The sequence below is a fragment of the Dactylococcopsis salina PCC 8305 genome, from assembly GCF_000317615.1.
Taxonomy (GTDB): Bacteria; Cyanobacteriota; Cyanobacteriia; order Cyanobacteriales; family Rubidibacteraceae; genus Halothece; species Halothece salina.
The window spans coordinates 163,720-179,194 of record NC_019780.1; the positions used below are offsets into that span (position 1 = coordinate 163,720).

20 protein-coding genes are annotated in these 15,475 nt (G+C 43.7%); 11 read left to right on the plus strand and 9 right to left on the minus strand.

Annotation, left to right across the window (positions count from 1 at the left end):
* The first annotated feature begins 1 nt into the window (after position 1).
* The 4 genes from DACSA_RS00955 to DACSA_RS00970 all read left to right on the plus strand — a co-directional run bounded on the left by DACSA_RS00955 (position 2) and on the right by DACSA_RS00970 (position 5,276).
* The gene (locus tag DACSA_RS00955) at positions 2-1,228 is read left to right on the plus strand and encodes a DUF790 family protein (RefSeq protein ID WP_015227987.1); all 1,227 of its coding nucleotides are present in this window, start codon (positions 2-4) and stop codon (positions 1,226-1,228) included.
* A gap of 57 nt (positions 1,229-1,285) precedes the next feature.
* Positions 1,286-1,762 (plus strand): DUF4079 domain-containing protein, encoded by a 477-nt coding sequence (locus tag DACSA_RS00960; RefSeq protein ID WP_015227988.1) that lies wholly within the window; start codon positions 1,286-1,288, stop codon positions 1,760-1,762.
* Between the two features lie 392 nt (positions 1,763-2,154).
* Positions 2,155-4,695, plus strand: coding sequence for a DNA gyrase subunit A (gyrA, locus tag DACSA_RS00965; RefSeq protein WP_015227989.1), 2,541 nt, complete (start codon positions 2,155-2,157; stop codon positions 4,693-4,695).
* Positions 4,695-5,276 carry a chromophore lyase CpcT/CpeT gene (locus DACSA_RS00970; protein ID WP_015227990.1) on the plus strand — a complete coding sequence of 194 codons (582 nt, stop codon included), beginning with the start codon at positions 4,695-4,697 and terminating at the stop codon, positions 5,274-5,276. The genes gyrA and DACSA_RS00970 overlap by 1 nt, the downstream gene beginning before the upstream one ends.
* On the opposite strand, the gene DACSA_RS00975 is transcribed toward DACSA_RS00970, so the two are convergent.
* The 6 genes from DACSA_RS00975 to DACSA_RS01000 all read right to left on the minus strand — a co-directional run bounded on the left by DACSA_RS00975 (position 5,249) and on the right by DACSA_RS01000 (position 8,772).
* A complete protein-coding gene (locus DACSA_RS00975; protein WP_015227991.1) occupies positions 5,249-5,665 on the minus strand; it encodes a thiol-disulfide oxidoreductase DCC family protein in 417 nt (138 codons plus the stop codon). The genes DACSA_RS00970 and DACSA_RS00975 overlap by 28 nt on opposite strands.
* A gap of 2 nt (positions 5,666-5,667) precedes the next feature.
* The gene (gene plsY / locus DACSA_RS00980; protein WP_015227992.1) at positions 5,668-6,315 is read right to left on the minus strand and encodes a glycerol-3-phosphate 1-O-acyltransferase PlsY; all 648 of its coding nucleotides are present in this window, start codon (positions 6,313-6,315) and stop codon (positions 5,668-5,670) included.
* Between the two features lie 727 nt (positions 6,316-7,042).
* Positions 7,043-7,582, minus strand: a complete 540-nt coding sequence (gene pgsA, locus DACSA_RS00985; RefSeq protein WP_015227993.1) for a CDP-diacylglycerol--glycerol-3-phosphate 3-phosphatidyltransferase — start codon at positions 7,580-7,582, stop codon at positions 7,043-7,045.
* Positions 7,583-7,631: 49 nt separating this feature from the next.
* Positions 7,632-8,051, minus strand: a complete 420-nt coding sequence (locus tag DACSA_RS00990; protein ID WP_015227994.1) for a retroviral-like aspartic protease family protein — start codon at positions 8,049-8,051, stop codon at positions 7,632-7,634.
* A gap of 11 nt (positions 8,052-8,062) precedes the next feature.
* Complete coding sequence (locus tag DACSA_RS00995; protein ID WP_051017258.1) at positions 8,063-8,269, minus strand: DJ-1/PfpI family protein; 207 nt, start codon at positions 8,267-8,269, stop codon at positions 8,063-8,065.
* 272 nt (positions 8,270-8,541) lie between these two features.
* On the minus strand, positions 8,542-8,772 hold the full coding sequence (locus DACSA_RS01000) for a DJ-1/PfpI family protein (protein ID WP_051017259.1): 231 nt from the start codon (positions 8,770-8,772) through the stop codon (positions 8,542-8,544).
* Between the two features lie 101 nt (positions 8,773-8,873).
* On the opposite strand from DACSA_RS01000, the gene DACSA_RS01005 reads away from it, so the two are divergent.
* On the plus strand, positions 8,874-9,503 hold the full coding sequence (locus tag DACSA_RS01005; protein WP_015227995.1) for a methyltransferase domain-containing protein: 630 nt from the start codon (positions 8,874-8,876) through the stop codon (positions 9,501-9,503).
* On the opposite strand, the gene DACSA_RS01010 is transcribed toward DACSA_RS01005, so the two are convergent.
* Entirely contained in the window at positions 9,462-10,232 is a 771-nt protein-coding gene (locus DACSA_RS01010; RefSeq protein ID WP_015227996.1) for a pentapeptide repeat-containing protein, read from the minus strand. The two genes, DACSA_RS01005 and DACSA_RS01010, sit on opposite strands and share 42 nt — an antisense overlap.
* Before the next feature lie 21 nt (positions 10,233-10,253).
* Positions 10,254-11,255 (minus strand): UDP-glucose 4-epimerase GalE, encoded by a 1,002-nt coding sequence (gene galE, locus DACSA_RS01015; RefSeq protein ID WP_015227997.1) that lies wholly within the window; start codon positions 11,253-11,255, stop codon positions 10,254-10,256.
* Positions 11,256-11,962: 707 nt separating this feature from the next.
* Between galE and DACSA_RS01025 the strand changes: the two genes are divergently transcribed.
* Complete coding sequence (locus DACSA_RS01025) at positions 11,963-12,358, plus strand: response regulator (RefSeq protein ID WP_015227998.1); 396 nt, start codon at positions 11,963-11,965, stop codon at positions 12,356-12,358.
* Here DACSA_RS01025 and DACSA_RS01030 read toward each other — a convergent pair.
* Positions 12,355-12,537, minus strand: coding sequence for a hypothetical protein (locus tag DACSA_RS01030; protein ID WP_015227999.1), 183 nt, complete (start codon positions 12,535-12,537; stop codon positions 12,355-12,357). The two genes, DACSA_RS01025 and DACSA_RS01030, sit on opposite strands and share 4 nt — an antisense overlap.
* A gap of 62 nt (positions 12,538-12,599) precedes the next feature.
* Here DACSA_RS01030 and DACSA_RS01035 point away from each other — a divergent pair, with 62 nt between their 5' ends.
* The 5 genes from DACSA_RS01035 (at position 12,600) to chlP (ending at position 15,467) form a co-directional block, all read left to right on the plus strand.
* Positions 12,600-13,169 carry a DUF2854 domain-containing protein gene (locus DACSA_RS01035; RefSeq protein ID WP_015228000.1) on the plus strand — a complete coding sequence of 190 codons (570 nt, stop codon included), beginning with the start codon at positions 12,600-12,602 and terminating at the stop codon, positions 13,167-13,169.
* Between the two features lie 123 nt (positions 13,170-13,292).
* Positions 13,293-13,520, plus strand: a complete 228-nt coding sequence (locus DACSA_RS01040; RefSeq protein ID WP_015228001.1) for a type II toxin-antitoxin system HicB family antitoxin — start codon at positions 13,293-13,295, stop codon at positions 13,518-13,520.
* Positions 13,521-13,563: 43 nt separating this feature from the next.
* Positions 13,564-13,794: a hypothetical protein gene (locus DACSA_RS01045; RefSeq protein WP_041235239.1), complete on the plus strand. Its 231-nt coding sequence runs from the start codon at positions 13,564-13,566 to the stop codon at positions 13,792-13,794.
* Positions 13,791-14,054, plus strand: coding sequence for a type II toxin-antitoxin system RelE family toxin (locus DACSA_RS01050; protein ID WP_015228003.1), 264 nt, complete (start codon positions 13,791-13,793; stop codon positions 14,052-14,054). The genes DACSA_RS01045 and DACSA_RS01050 overlap by 4 nt, the downstream gene beginning before the upstream one ends.
* 195 nt (positions 14,055-14,249) lie before the next feature.
* Entirely contained in the window at positions 14,250-15,467 is a 1,218-nt protein-coding gene (gene chlP, locus DACSA_RS01055; RefSeq protein WP_015228004.1) for a geranylgeranyl reductase, read from the plus strand.
* Positions 15,468-15,475: the final 8 nt, after the last annotated feature.

Consider the following 15,475-nt stretch of genomic DNA (forward strand, 5'->3'; position numbering starts at 1 on the left):
AATGCTAAAAAGTGACCATTTAATTCATCGACAAAATGGGGAGAGTATTATTCCCAAACAGTTGTTAGTGGAAGATACAAATGGCGCGATTACTTTAGCTAATGAATTGATTTCCTGTTTTGAACAATCCGTCGGAAAACCGCAAAAAGAACTCGATCGAGCGTTATCAGAAAAAGAAGCAGACAACACGGATTATCGGATTCAAAGAGGATTAGCACACCTTTTAAAAAATAATTTCTCCACCTTTGAAATCATTAGTCCTCTTGAACCACAAACCTTGCGTCAACGGGTATTTAGTAAAGCTGCCAATACCATCCCCACCCCTCATCACCGTCAAGCAACCTTAGAAACCCTCGCCAACGAACTCACCACAGAACTTAAACGCACCGTTTTCATCTCAGAAATTGAACAAGGACTTTACGCAGACTTACAAGAAAACCGCATCCTAACACAATTTGAAACTCCCGCACCAGAGACACTTCTCCATCGCTACAATCTCTCCCAAGTACAAGGCATTCTTTACCGCGCCACCTTAATTGAAATCAACGCCCACCGAAATGTTCCAGGACAATATAAACTTCTCTTTCGCTATCTCAAACTCTTTCAACTCATGGCTTATATCGAAGGAGACGCAGATCATGGGTTCACCATCACCATTGACGGACCCGCAAGTGTGTTTAAGTCCAGTACCCGTTACGGGTTAGCCTTAGCGAAGTTACTCCCCGCGTTACTCCATGTCAGTCGTTGGGAATTGAAAGTTATTATAGAACAGCGCGATCGATACAGTAAAGCCCTCAGACAAGGACGATTTAGCCTTGATAGTCATTGTGGGCTAGTCAGCCATTATCCGCCTGGAAAGCCCTACGATAGCCTGCTAGAAGAATCATTTGCCAAACGCTGGGAGAAAGAAAAAACGCAATGGCAACTAGAGAGAGAAGTTGACCTCATTCCCATTCCAGGAAGCGTAATGATTCCAGACTTTCGCTTAGTTCATCCTAATGGAAACGAGTTTCTCCTAGAAATCATCGGTTATTGGCGACCTGAATACCTAAGAAAAAAATTCTATCAAGTGCGTAACTCGCAAGTCGATAACTTGATTTTAGCCATTTCCGAACGTTTAAATCTCGATAAAGCTGGAGTCAACTTCGACAATGTTCCCGCCAAGCTAGTGTGGTTCAAAGATAAATTATCCCCGAAAGCCGTCTTAGCTGTTTTAGCCGAGGATTAATATAATGAGAAATTGTTACAATCCTTAATGGTAACGATAACGAGAGAGAGGACAACTATGGAATTACCAGAATCAGTTAAAGTTTGGTCGCAATTTTTCCACCCTGCTTTTATGTGGATTTTGTTAGGGGCTTCCGTTTACACATTGTATTTAGGAATACAATTTCGCCGCGCCCGTAATGGTGCAGAGGGAGTAAAAGAGAAAAAGGGAAAATTGAGAGAGAAACACTATACTTTAAGTTCAATTTTATTAGCTTTAGTGGTGTTAGGAAATCTCGGAGGAATGGCAATTACCTATATTAATAATGGTAAATTATTTGTCGGTCCTCACCTGTTAGTGGGTTTAGGAATGTTGGCGCTTTTTGCTGCTTCGGCTGCGTTAGTACCTTGGATGACAAAAGGAAACAATTTAGCCCGTAATGCTCACATTGTATTTAATGTTGGGATTCTTGGCTTATTTAGTTGGCAAGCTCTAACAGGAATGCAAATTTTATTTAAAATTATTGGTGGTTTAGGCGGCAGTGATGCAGCTTAATTCTTAGTAGATGTAGGTTGGGTGGAGGTGACGAAACCCAACAAAATTTGTCTTTCGTCCTTCGTCCTTTGTCCTTTGTTTTCCAATGACTAATGACTAATGTACAGACGTGCCATGGAACGTCTCTACCTAATGACTAATTGGTGTTGGGTTTAGCGCTGGCTTCACCCAACCTACTTTTGATCTGATCACTGGTCACTGATCGATGTTGGGTTACACGCTTGTTTCACCCAATCTACTGCTGAAATCCCCGCAATTGGTATCAATTCAGGGGGACTCCGTAAGTTATAATGGGAGGGTAAATCGTAAAATTAGTAGCATTAATCAGAAAAAAGAAGGAGTGTTTCTCTTTCTTGTTTTTACTTCTGATTGCAACGGAGTTTTAAAAAATTATGACCCCTTCCCAAGAGCGGATTATCCCGACCGAACTGCGAAACGAAATGTCTCAATGTTATCTTGAGTACGCGATGAGCGTCATTGTGGGTCGGGCGTTACCAGATGCACGAGATGGTTTGAAACCCGTTCATCGACGCATTTTATATGCGATGTATGAGTTGGGACTCACCGCCGATCGTCCTTTTCGGAAATGCGCTCGTGTGGTGGGGGAAGTGTTAGGGAAATATCACCCCCATGGCGATACGGCGGTTTATGATGCTTTGGTGCGGATGGCGCAACTCTTCTCAATGCGCGATCCTTTGATTAATGGTCATGGGAATTTTGGCTCGATCGATAACGATCCCCCGGCGGCAATGCGTTACACAGAATGCCGCTTACAAGCTCTTTCCACTGATGCCCTACTACAGGATATCGAATCCGATACTGTTGATTTTATCGACAACTTTGATGGGTCGCAACAAGAACCGATGGTTCTTCCCTCCCGTATCCCACAACTGCTATTAAATGGGTCTTCTGGGATTGCGGTGGGAATGGCGACGAATATTCCCCCGCATAATTTAGGAGAATTAGTGGATGGCGCGATCGCGCTCATTCAAAATCCTGATCTGACCACAGCAGAATTAATGCAATATATCCCTGGCCCTGACTTTCCTACGGGAGGACAAATTTTAGGACGCAGTGGGATTAAAGCGGCTTACGAGGAAGGACGAGGATCAATTACCATGCGTGGGGTTGCGGAAATTGAAACCCTCTCCCAACCTGGAAGACAGGATAAAGAAGCGATTATTGTCACGGAACTTCCCTATCAAAGTAATAAAGCCGCCATCATCGAGAAAATTGCGGAACTGGTCAACGACAAAAAACTGGAGGGGATTTCTGATATTCGGGATGAGAGCGATCGAACGGGGATGCGAATCGTGATCGAACTGCGAAAAGATGCTTATCCTCGCGTAGTTCTTAATAATCTTTATAAACAAACGCCCTTACAAATGAATTTTGGGGCGAATATGTTGGCGTTAGTCAACGGAGAACCGCAACACCTCAACTTAAAGAAATTTCTGGAAGTCTTCGTTGAATTTCGCGTCGAAACCATTACCCGTCGCACCACTTACCTATTAAGAAAAGCACAAGAACGGGATCATATCCTACAGGGATTATTAATCGCCCTCCAAGATATTGAAGCAGTTATTCGCATCATTAGAAGCGCAGCGGATACCCCAACCGCAAAAGCCAACCTCACAGAACATTTCGGACTGTCAGAAGCGCAAACCGATGCAATTTTGCAAATGCAGTTACGGCGGTTGACCGCATTAGAAGCGGAAAAAATCCAAGCTGAACACGAAGACTTACTGGCGAAAATTACTGATTACCAAGACATTCTAGCCCGACGGGAACGCATTGAAGAGATTATTCAAACGGAATTAACCCAGATTAAAGAAAAATATGCCACTCCTCGCCGTACCATCATTGAAAGCGCAGAAGGAGAAATTGTTGATCTAGATTTGATTGCCAATGAACAAGCGATTATTCTCCTCACCGAACAAGGGTATATTAAACGGATGCCAGTGGATACCTTTGGCTCACAGAATCGGGCGACACGAGGAAAATCGGCGGCGAAAATGAAAGAAGATGATGGCGTAGAGCATTTTATTAGTTGCTGTGACCATGACCATCTCTTATTTTTCAGCGATCGAGGCGTAGTTTATGCCCTCAATGCTTACCAAATCCCGATCGGGTCTCGGACTTCCAGAGGAACGCCACTATTGCAGATGTTACCCATTTCTCAAGCAGAAAAGATCACCACAGTGTTATCAGTGCGAGAGTTTACCGAAGAAGACTATTTAATTATGCTGACGAAACAGGGGAACATCAAGAAAACCTCTCTGTCTGCGTTTAGTAATATTCGTAGTAACGGGTTAATTGCGATTTCCCTTGCTGAGGAAGACCAATTGCGTTGGGTGCGGTTGGCAAAAGAAAGCGATAGTATTATTATTGGTTCTCGACTGGGAATGGCGATTCATTTCCGCGCTAGTCACGAGCAATTACGCCCTCTCGGACGGGCAACCCGAGGCGTAAAAGCAATGAAGCTGAAACCCAATGATGAGTTAATCAGCATGGATATTCTTCCCGCGCAAGTGATCGCAGAGATGAAGGAAGAAGCCACCGAAGAAGACGCATCGATCGAAGAACCGACACAGGAAGAAACCCTCTGGATTTTAGCGATTACCAAAGGCGGTTACGGAAAACGAGTTCCTATCACTCAATTTCGCCTACAAAAACGGGCTGGTAAAGGCTTAAGTGCGATGAAATTCCGCAAACAGGACTGTTTAGCTGCTTTGAAAGTGGTTCACGCAGACGAGGAATTAATGTTAGTCACGAATCGAGGGATTATCATTCGTCAGGGAACAGATGCGATTCCCAGACAGTCTCGACAAGCAACTGGGGTGAGAGTACAACGGTTAGATCAAGACGATGCGATCGCGGCGGTAGCCTTAGTTCCCCCAGCAGAAGAAGAGGAAACTGGAGAAGACGAATAATGTCAACGGATTTGGGGTTAAAACTTGCTCAATGGTTGGCAGGAGAATTTGAGAACAAAGAGCAAGCCATGTCCGAACCTGCATGGTTTGTTAGTCTTAAATTATGGCATCGTCCGCTCCCGTTTCTGATTGATGGCAATTATGCGCTATTTGCAGAACAAGCACCCGCTTTAAAGCTCGATCGACCTTATCGTCAACGAGTATTTGTTATCACCGCCACCGATCCGATCGCGATCCAATATTACGCTTTTAAGCAACCGCAACTATGGCAAGGATCAGGAAGGAATCCTCAACAATTAGACTCTCTTCGTCTGGATGATTTGGAGAAGTTGCCAGATTGTGTTTTGCAAGTCACCGACACCGAAAAGGAGTTTTCTGCAAAACCTTTGCCTAACGCGGTGTGTCAGTTTTACGCCCAAGGTCGCCTTTGTGAGGTGAAATTAGGGTTTACCGTCACCGCAGAAGAATTTTTCAGTGATGACAAAGGCATTGATCCAGAAACGAAAAAACCGATTTGGGGGGCTTTAATGTCTCCCTATCGGTTTCAGAAAATTCAATCTTTCACGGTTTCCGAAGCCTGACAGCCGATGGGATAGGGGGAATGATAGGTTCGATCGCGTTTACCAAACCACTGATAACGATTATCACGTATCCCAGCATAAGCTCGATCGCCGATCGGTTTCAAGCCTGGAATTTGTCGATATAAAGCAATTAATCCTTCTGCAAAAGGGATTTTACGAGCGATTTCCTCGGCTGCGTCACTTCCCTGCCAACGCATATTTGTGTTTTCGGCATCAATTAGGATCATGCCTAACTCACAATCTTGTTCTGTAATTCCAAAGCGATTTAAAGTGACTTGATCTTGCATCGGAATATAATCAAACTGTTTTCCTTGATCTAGCTTTTCCATTTGTTGGACAAGGGAGACACAAAGATTGCAATTGCCATCATAGATAACGTGATATTTCATGGTTAACTAGAAACTTTTTGTCCAATTTTAGGTTCAGTTCCCGCTAAAATGCGATCGATGTTGGTGCGATGTCGCCAGAACACATAAAACGCGGCACACACCGCAAAAATAATGTAAGGAAGCGGTTCATTCAACGTGATCATAAATACATTGATCCCGATCGCGCTCATTAACGAACTCAAAGACACCATTCGTGATGCAGCCAGAGTCATCCCAAAAACCGCAACTCCCGCCAAAGCTACAGGAGGAGTCATCACTAATAACGTCCCCAAACTCGTCGCCACCGACTTACCGCCACTAAAGCCTAACCAAACCGACTTACTATGACCAAACACTGCAGCCAATGCAGTTAAAACCACTAGCCAAGCCGTCCAGTCTTCGCTAAGGGCAACATTTGGCAACTGTACCACACCCAGTTTAACAATTCCCACCGCGATCGCGCCCTTGAGTAAATCAATCAACAAAACAGCTACAGCCGCTTTTGCGCCCAACACCCGTAAAACATTTGTCGCACCCGTTGATCCTGATCCATATTCTCGAATATCAATTTTTTGTAACCAATAACCCGCTAAAAAACCAGTGGGAATTGATCCGAGTAAATAAGCAGTCATCAGTAACGCGCCATTAATTAAAAGTAAATCATAACTCATTTTATTTAACTCCAAAAGACTTATTTTTTTATTTCAATCTAGATTTTATTGTATTTTGTCCCCTTCTCTAACTCTAAATAACCAATGTATAAAAATAATGATCTTATCTTAATCAAATTCGTTTTTTTCGGGAAACCTATCACCAGAGGAAACAACATTTATGGATGATGTTGGGTTGTCACCCAACCTACCAGATAGCTAGATTTATGGATGATGTTGGGTTATCACCCAACCTACCAGATAGCGGATTAATTCCCCCAGAATTGGGGGCGAGGGGGCAGATTAACAATTCCCCCAAAATTGGGGGCGAGGGGGCAGATTAACAATTCCCCCAAAATTGGGGGGCAGGGGGCAGATTAACAATTCCCCCAAAATTGGGGGCGAGGGGGCAGATTAACAATTCCCCCAAAATTGGGGGGCAGGGGGCAGATTAACAATTCCCCCAAAATTGGGGGGCAGGGGGCAGATTAACAATTCCCCCAAAATTGGGGGCGAGGGGGCAGATTAACAATTCCCCCAGAATTGGGGGCGAGGGGGCAGATTAACAATTCCCCCAGAATTGGGGGCGAGGGGGCAGATTAACAATTCCCCCAGAATTGGGGGCGAGGGGGCAGATTAACAATTCCCCCAGAATTGGGGGCGAGGGGGCAGATTAACAATTCCCCCAAAATTGGGGGCGAGGGGGCAGATTAACAATTCCCCCAAAATTGGGGGCGAGGGCAACATTTTACTTTTGAGTTTTCTTGCTCATTGAAGGAATGACATAAATTAAACCAGAAACTAAGGTTAGAAAAACAGCAAGCCAAAATAAAATCTGCGAAAAAATTAACCAATTATTGTTATCAATTGGCGCAATTAAAACCGCGATCGCAACAATTTGAAGCACCGTTTTTACTTTTCCTAACTGATTCGCACTCGGCAATTTTTCCCCTGCTAAATTAGGATTAACTCGCCAGCCCGCGATCGCGATTTCCCGCCCTAAAATCAAGAAAACGCCCCAAGCTGGAATTGTCCCCCATTCAACTAATACCAAAAGTGGTGCAAAAATCAAGAGCTTATCCACAAGGGGATCGAGAAATTTTCCTAAATCCGTTACCTGATCCAGTTTACGAGCCAAATAACCATCTAGCCAATCCGTCGCCGCTACTAACAGAAAAATTCCCAAACCAATTCCCTGAGAGGTGGGAGAAGACTGAGACAGAAAATAGAAAATAAACGGAATCCCTAACAGTCGGGAGAGAGTGATTTGGGTGGGAAGATTGACCATAAAAAATTAATTATCGATCATTAGTGAAATCAAGAAAACCCTCTCACTCTTACAAAATTGTGAGATAAGTTTGACTGGGACCCATTGGTAAAACTCGCACCTGTTGTTTCTGTAAATCTAGTTCTAACCCTAATGCTTCTAAAGGAATGACTCCTAATAAAGGTTCAGTTCCCCCAGGTAATTCTAAGCATTCAAACGTCCCTTCTCGATCGTATAAGGAAAGAACAGCATCCCGAAAAATTCTGGCTTTTCTTAATCCTGATGCGGTACTGACATCCACCTCTTTTAATAACTTTAATCCTAATTGGGCAATTAATTCTGAAGGAAGACACAACGTTGTTGCGCCAGTATCTACTAAAATTTTATTCAAGGTAACGGTGCGAATTTCCTTTTCTGGGATTAGGCCCTCCTCAGCCCGAATTTGATCCGCACGATTAGTAATCGTCACTGTGGTTAAAACTTTACCCATTTTCTGATGAGTTAATCCTTTAAATTTAGAGCTTCATATTGATTTAAGGTTGCTTTGATCCAAGCGGCATTATCGCGGTAATGAGTCGCAGTGACAAGATTTCGATCGACCACCACTGCTTCCGATTTAAAGTGACCTCCCGCATTAACCAAATCATCCTTACATCCTGGATAAGCTGTGACATTGCGATCGGCGACCACTTGCGCTGAGAGTGACACACTCCCCAACCAATTTTTCGATGTGGTTGGGGCTTCTCACCAACTCCACCTATCGGTTCGGATACTCGATGAGCTTTATTTTACTTCTCCCGGATGCCCCTCGGTTGAAGGTTCCTCAGTCTTCAGAAATTAATTCTGTATCAATTAGTAGGTGGCGATTAGCACTTGGGTATTAAGCCTACTTGTTTGATTATACCGCAAATGGGCTGATTCATGAGGGGCTGTCATCTGGGGTCTCCCCAGATGTTTATACGCCCCGTCTACGACTAAATTTAAAATTGTAGTCGTAGGATTCTCAGCCCTCCTGCTAAATCATAATCGGTTTCTTTAATCTCATCTGCGTCAACGGTAGCATTCGCCGCCACCCCATGCTTCCCTTTCACATCCACTTTCCCTTTTGTTGCCACATCAACTGTAAACTCAGCTTCTTGCAAACGATAAAAGGGATAAGCGAACTCTGTATCCTCAAACCCATTATCCACAATAATCACAGCCCGTTTCATGCTTAAATCCTCCCTGTAATTCAAATCTTTCTATCTTTCGTATATTCTCAGCCTATCAAGTCAAGGTTAAAATATCATCGCTGTTGCCATTAGACATCACAATGAATACAACTCCTGAGTTTTGGGAATCTCGCTATCAATTAGGCACCGATCGCTGGGACATGGGAAAAGCTGCCCCTGGACTGGTAAATTTATTAGCATCAGAGGACGCTCCCTCCCCTGGGAAAACCCTCGTCATTGGCTGTGGAAGGGGCTATGATGCCCTTTTATTTGCCCAAGCTGGACATGAAGTCATCGGCGTTGATTTCGCCCCTAGCGCGATCGAAGCTGCCAGAGATTTCAGCAAAAAAGCCAACCTTCCCGTGTCGTTTCTCCAAGAAGACATTTTTAACCTTCCCCAAAACTATACCGACCATTTCGACTATGTAGTCGAACACACCTGTTTTTGCGCCCTTCCCCCAGAAAAACGCATCCCCTACATTAATCTTGTTCATTCCCTACTCAAACCCAGCGGCGAACTTTTCGCCATCTTCTTTACCCATCAACGTTCCGGTGGGCCGCCATACGGGATTCAACCCCCAGAAATCAGAGACTTATTCACCCCTCAATTTGAAATTGTTCAGTTAACCCCGATCGAAAACTCTGTTCCCTCCCGACAAGGAGAAGAACATTTTGGCAGATTACGCCCCTTAAAACAAAAAGCGCATCAACAAAGAACCAACACTGGTTAACACCCGATTTAAACCACCGCCACCGCCATTATTTTCTCGCGGTTGACGAGCAATTTCCATCGCCTTTAAAAATTGTTGTGACGCTTGCACGCCTGTGGGATTGTTCTGTAACTCAAAAAGTTCTGCTGCGACTTGTGCATCTTGAGTGGCGGCGATTTCATTTCCCAAGCGAAAACGAGCGACTCCTCTCCCTAAATAAGCGGGTGCATATTCGCTATTTGCCTCGATCGCATAATTACAGTATTCGATCGCCCTTTCGTAGTTTCCTTCCTGCGCTTCGGCAACCGCTAGACGGTAAAATTGTTCTGCAGAACTGGCTTCAGTGGGAACACCGATCGCTCCTTGAATGTAAGCACTTTCTAAACTGGTAGCTTGTAGTTGAGCATTAGTTAAATAAGCGTTTCTCAAATCCGTTGCCACCAAATTTGCCCCGCTTAAATTTGCCCCCCTTAAATCCGCCCCATGAAGGGAAGCCCCGCTTAAATTTGCCCCCCTTAAATCCGCCCCTGTCAGATCAGCACGACTGAGATTAGCATTAGTTAAATTCGCTCTTTGTAATTGCGCCCCAGCTAAATCTGCTCTCACTAAACCAGCATTAACTAAGTTACACTCCTCACAGGCTTTTGTGGTAAAAAGTTGATTGAGATCATTTAAGTTTTCTGCGATCGCTGTAGCAGGAGACAGCATTATAATTAGGAAACCAGCAGTGGTAGTAGTGTGAAAAGACATAGATATTTTGCTCCCATTTGATTAAAAATGTCGGTTTTGATGCCATTGCCACGCATGACGAATAATGTTATTTAAATCCGCATATTGTGGCTGCCAACCTAAAATCTGACGCGCTTTTTCACTGCTTCCCACTAACATCGGGGGATCACCAGAGCGACGATCGGCTTCTTCTACGGTAAACTCTTTTTCAGTGACAGCTTTTGCCGTAGCAATCATTTCTCGCACGGTAAAACCATTACCATTGCCTAAATTAAAGACTTCACTGTTCCCGTCATTCAGTAAGTATTCTAATCCCAAAACATGAGCTTGCGCCAAGTCAGTGACATGAATATAATCTCGAATACAAGTGCCATCTCTTGTCGGATAATCAGTGCCAAAAATTTTGATCGCATTTCGTTTTCCTAAAGCGGTTAGTAAAATCAGAGGGATGAGATGGGTTTCTGGATTATGATCTTCGCCTGTGCGCGCTTGCGGATCAGCACCAGCTGCATTAAAATAACGAAAAATTACTGATTTGAAATCATAAGCTCGATCGAAATCTTGGAGAATGCGCTCCACCATTAATTTACTCGCACCATAGGGATTAATTGGGTTTTGAGGATGGTTTTCTGGAATGGGAACAGTTTCGGGAACCCCATAAGTCGCGCAAGTAGAGGAAAATACAAACTTATCAAGGTTCAAGGTTTGCATTGCTTCTAAAAGCGTCAGTGTTCCCACAACATTATTGTGATAATATTTCGCTGGATTTTCGACAGATTCTCCCACATAGGCATAAGCGGCAAAGTGCATCACGGCGGTGATTTCTCGGTTGTTGAAGATTTGGTCAAGGAGCGCGCGATCGCAAGTATCCCCGACAACTAATTCCACCTTTAAACTTTTTTCTACTACATCCCGATGCCCATAAACCAAATTATCAAGAATCACCACATCGTAACCTCTTTCCTTGAGAGCCAGCACTGCATGAGAACCAATATAACCCGCACCACCAGTAACAAGAATGGTTTGATTGTTAGAAGATGACATAATTGCAATAATTAATAAATAAACTCCGTTAATTGTAGGTTGGGTGAAGCCAAAAGCGTAACCCAACCCAACTCAGTAGAACTGTAGGTGGGGTGAAGCCAAAAGCGTAACCCAACAAAACTGAGAACTGTAGGTGGGGTGAAGCCAAAAGCGTAACCCAACAAAACTGAGAACTGTAGGTGGGGTGAAGCCAAAAGCGTAACCCAACCCAACTCAGTAGAACTGTAGGTGGGGTGAAGCCAAAAGCGTAACCCAACAAAACTGAGAACTGTAGGTGGGGTTACGTTTCCCTCCACCGAACCTACTTTCTAATGACTAATGACCAATTGGTGTTGGGTTACGTTTCCCTCCACCCAACCTACTTTCTGATTAGTGTTGGGTTACGTTTCCCTCCACCCAACCTACTTTCTCCGTTAATTGTAGTTAATTGTAGTTAATTGTAGGTTGGGTGAAGCCAAAAGCGTAACCCAACAAAACTCAGAACTGTAGGTTGGTAACTGATTAGATCAAGCACAACTGGTCACTGGTCACTGGTCACTGGTCACTGGTCACTGGTCACTGATTGGTGTTGGGTTTCGCTTCCCTCCACCCAACCTACTTTCTGCTTTTTATTACTACCAAAAACTTATTTCTGATGACAGAGGGGAAATTGTCACCTAACCCTTACAATTGGTGAGTGTTGGAAGTTAGTGACAGCCTAGTAAACTTTGAGTAAACAAGCCACACAACAAAAAACCTTGCGAGTTCTAATTGCTGACGATCATGAGTTAACCCGCTATACTCTAGAACTCATCTTATCGAATCGACAAGCCTTTACCCTAGTGGGAGTCGCTAGAAACGGGAAAGAGGCTTTGGAAATGGCAAAAGAAAACGCTCCCGATGTGTTGGTAATGGATTTACAAATGCCTGTCATGGATGGACTCAGTGCTTCCACTCAAATTAAACAAACTCACCCCAAAGCACAAATTATCGCTTATTCTTCCCTAGAAGACCCGAAAATGGAAGCGACAATGGAAAACGCCCCGATTGATGCGTTTTGTAGTAAAGAAACCCCAACTGAAGATTTAATTCATCTCATTCAACAATTGGGAGACAATCATTAATTTCGCTGCGCTTCTGGAAAGGTTTCCTTAAATTCCTCAATTAAATCATCTAATTCCTCTAACGCTTGATTCACATCTAAACGTAAACTACCGATGTTCGGTTGTTCCATGAGATCAACCAAAACCTCGCGCTTGCTTTCAATTTTACGGATTCGATCGATCAATGCTTGTTTATCCATGACTATCTTTGTTTATAGGGTCTAAGGTAAACTATAAATGCTCAATACACGGTTATGTCAAGATGCTTGGTAAAATCTCTTTAGGAAAATGGGGAATGATTATTGGGGGAACGCTCGCTGTCGTTGGTTTTATTGCTTATGGCGCGGGAAATGCCACCCTTAATTTAGCAGGATTCTTTTACGGAATTCCAGTTTTTTTAGGCGGATTAGCCTTAAAAGCTGCGGAATTGAAACCCACTCCCTACACAAAAGAAACGCCTCCTGAAGTCGTAAAATTAAGGGAAGAAAAATCCACTCCCACTCAAAATCAAATTCGCAATGATGTAACTCGTTACCGCTACGGAGAACAAGTTCATTTACAAGAGTCTTTAGAACGATTAGGATTAAGTCCAACTGATGAAGAACGACCGATTTTAAGTGGATTGCGAGAAGAACTTATTGATGGCTCTTATGGCTTAGTTTTAGAGTTTGAATCCTCGCTTGTGTCTTGGGAAAATTGGCAAGAAAGACAAGAAAAAATTGAGCGGTTTTTTGGTCCGAATATTCGCGCTCATCTGACGCAACCAGAACCCGATTGGGTAGAATTAGCTCTAGTTGCAACTCCTGAAGTTTCCAGTGAGGACAAGGAATGAATTTAATTTAAGGCAAAAGAGCGAGACTAAATCATCAAAAATAAAACCGCACCACCGTTTTATTCAACAGCGCGATCGCGGCTAGTTTGGAGTTTTCTAAATACAATAGAAGAGTAAAAAAAGGTGAACAGACAGCAACAATATACAGTTATTCTTGAAAAAGGAGCATCTAGTTATGGTGCTTATGTCCCAGATTTACTAGGATGTGTTGCGGTTGGTGAGACAAAAGAGGAGGTGATCGCGCTAATTCAAGAAGCCATTGAGTTACATCTTGAAGATTTAGTTGAAACAGGTCAAAACCTTCCCGAACCTTGTTCAAGTAGTGAAGTTGTTATTGTTAAAGCTAGGTAAGAAAGACCAACAGTTACTGATCTTAAAAATTATGTCAAAAATTATGTCCTCAGAAGCAATTACGACGATCGTTAAAATGATTGAATCTTTACCTGAAGAAACTCAAGACCAAGTTGTTAATCACCTACGAGAATATATTGATGAATTGCAAGATGAGATCAAATGGGAACAATCCTTTGAGCGCACCCAATCTCAACTTATTGCTGCTGCGAAAAAAGCCAAGCAGGAAGTAGCAAAAGGTAAAGCAACGGCGATGGACTATGATCAATTATGAACTCCGCAGTTCTTCCTTCTTTTTGGAGAAGTTATCGCCAACTTAGTAGTGAAATTAGACAAAGCGCGAGAAAAGCATATCGTTTATGGGCAGAAAATCCTTTTCATCCGTCTCTACGTTTTAAGTGTATTAATAGCCAAGAGGGGATTTGGTCAGTCAGGATAACAAAAAAATACCGTGCTTTAGGAGTTTTAGAAGAAGATACCGTAACTTGGTTTTGGATTGGAAGCCATGACGATTATGAACGGTACTTTGGATAAGTAAGTTTTGGAAAAAATCGGCGATCGCGCTTTTTCAAGAGTGCGATCGTCAAGAAATGTAAAGATTTGTTTGAGTCGTGTTAAAGACTGTTTCAAAATCGGGGGCGATCGAAGCAATGGGGAAGAAATTCCTAAAACCTACGTGGTAGGATGCCAAAAGTGAGTAAAAACTAGAAGTAGAGGAGATAGACCTTGGTGTTAAGGGTTGCTGTTGTCGGATCAGGACCGGCGGGTTCTTCTGCGGCGGAGGTATTAGCCAAAGCGGGAATTGAAACCTATCTATTTGAACGGAAACTAGATAATGCAAAACCTTGTGGTGGTGCAATTCCTCTCTGCATGGTTAGCGAGTTTGACCTCCCGCCAGAAATTATCGATCGGCGCGTGAGAAAAATGAAAATGATCTCGCCATCTAATGTCGCCGTTGATATTAATTTAGAAAACGAAGAAGAATATATCGGAATGTGCCGTCGGGAAGTCCTAGACGGCTTTTTAAGAAATCGAGCCGCCGAACTGGGCGCGAATTTAATCAATGGGACTGTGCATCGCTTGGAATTACCCCAAGCAAGTAATGAATCCTATACACTCCATTACGCAGATCATTCTGATGGCAGTGCTGTGGGAACAGCAAAAACCCTACAAGTGGATTTAGTCATCGGTGCTGATGGGGCAAACTCACGGGTTGCCAAAGCGATCGAAGCGGGAGATTACAACTACGCGATCGCCTTCCAAGAGCGGATTCGGATTCCCGAAGAAAAAATGGGTTACTACGAAGAATTGGCGGAAATGTATGTCGGTGACGATGTTTCCCCAGACTTCTATGCTTGGGTATTCCCGAAATATGACCACGTGGCAGTAGGAACTGGCACAATGAAGGTCAATAAAGCAAAAATTAAAGACCTCCAAGCTGGCATCCGCGCTCGCGCTGCCGAACGGATTACAGGTGGAGAGATCATTAAAGTGGAAGCGCATCCTATCCCTGAACATCCTCGTCCCCATCGGGTTCGCGATCGGGTGGCTCTCGTGGGAGACGCAGCCGGAACCGTGACTAAATCCTCTGGAGAAGGCATTTATTTCGCGGCTAAATCGGCTCGGATGTGTGCCGAAACCATTGTCGAAACTTCCAAAAATGGACAGCGTATCCCCACCGAAGATGACCTCAAACTTTACATCAAACGTTGGGATAAACGCTATGGCATGACTTACCTGGTGTTAGACTTACTCCAACGAGTTTTCTATCGGTCTGATGCCAGTCGGGAAGCGTTCGTGGAAATGTGTTCCGATAAAGATGTCCAGCGTCTGACTTTTGATAGCTATCTTTATAAAACCGTCGCCCCTGGTAATCCTTGGGTACAAATGAAGATTACCGCGAAAACGGTCGGTAGTCTCCTCAGAGGACACGCTCTCGCCCCCTAGATTTTCTA

What these genes read in the sequence shown, in the direction of transcription:
- DACSA_RS00990 (WP_015227994.1), bottom strand. Translation starts at nt 8,051, where the DNA reads ATGGGTAAAGTTTTAACCACAGTGACGATTACTAATCGTGCGGATCAA.
- DACSA_RS01000 (WP_051017259.1), bottom strand. Translation starts at nt 8,772, where the DNA reads ATGAAACGGGCTGTGATTATTGTGGATAATGGGTTTGAGGATACAGAG.
- DACSA_RS01030 (WP_015227999.1), bottom strand. Translation starts at nt 12,537, where the DNA reads ATGGATAAACAAGCATTGATCGATCGAATCCGTAAAATTGAAAGCAAG.
- DACSA_RS00960 (WP_015227988.1), top strand. Translation starts at nt 1,286, where the DNA reads ATGGAATTACCAGAATCAGTTAAAGTTTGGTCGCAATTTTTCCACCCT.
- plsY (WP_015227992.1), bottom strand. Translation starts at nt 6,315, where the DNA reads ATGAGTTATGATTTACTTTTAATTAATGGCGCGTTACTGATGACTGCT.
- DACSA_RS01050 (WP_015228003.1), top strand. Translation starts at nt 13,791, where the DNA reads ATGAACTCCGCAGTTCTTCCTTCTTTTTGGAGAAGTTATCGCCAACTT.
- DACSA_RS00970 (WP_015227990.1), top strand. Translation starts at nt 4,695, where the DNA reads ATGTCAACGGATTTGGGGTTAAAACTTGCTCAATGGTTGGCAGGAGAA.
- DACSA_RS01045 (WP_041235239.1), top strand. Translation starts at nt 13,564, where the DNA reads ATGTCCTCAGAAGCAATTACGACGATCGTTAAAATGATTGAATCTTTA.
- DACSA_RS01010 (WP_015227996.1), bottom strand. Translation starts at nt 10,232, where the DNA reads ATGTCTTTTCACACTACTACCACTGCTGGTTTCCTAATTATAATGCTG.
- pgsA (WP_015227993.1), bottom strand. Translation starts at nt 7,582, where the DNA reads ATGGTCAATCTTCCCACCCAAATCACTCTCTCCCGACTGTTAGGGATT.
- DACSA_RS01005 (WP_015227995.1), top strand. Translation starts at nt 8,874, where the DNA reads ATGAATACAACTCCTGAGTTTTGGGAATCTCGCTATCAATTAGGCACC.
- DACSA_RS00975 (WP_015227991.1), bottom strand. Translation starts at nt 5,665, where the DNA reads ATGAAATATCACGTTATCTATGATGGCAATTGCAATCTTTGTGTCTCC.
- DACSA_RS00955 (WP_015227987.1), top strand. Translation starts at nt 2, where the DNA reads ATGCTAAAAAGTGACCATTTAATTCATCGACAAAATGGGGAGAGTATT.
- gyrA (WP_015227989.1), top strand. Translation starts at nt 2,155, where the DNA reads ATGACCCCTTCCCAAGAGCGGATTATCCCGACCGAACTGCGAAACGAA.
- DACSA_RS01035 (WP_015228000.1), top strand. Translation starts at nt 12,600, where the DNA reads ATGCTTGGTAAAATCTCTTTAGGAAAATGGGGAATGATTATTGGGGGA.
- galE (WP_015227997.1), bottom strand. Translation starts at nt 11,255, where the DNA reads ATGTCATCTTCTAACAATCAAACCATTCTTGTTACTGGTGGTGCGGGT.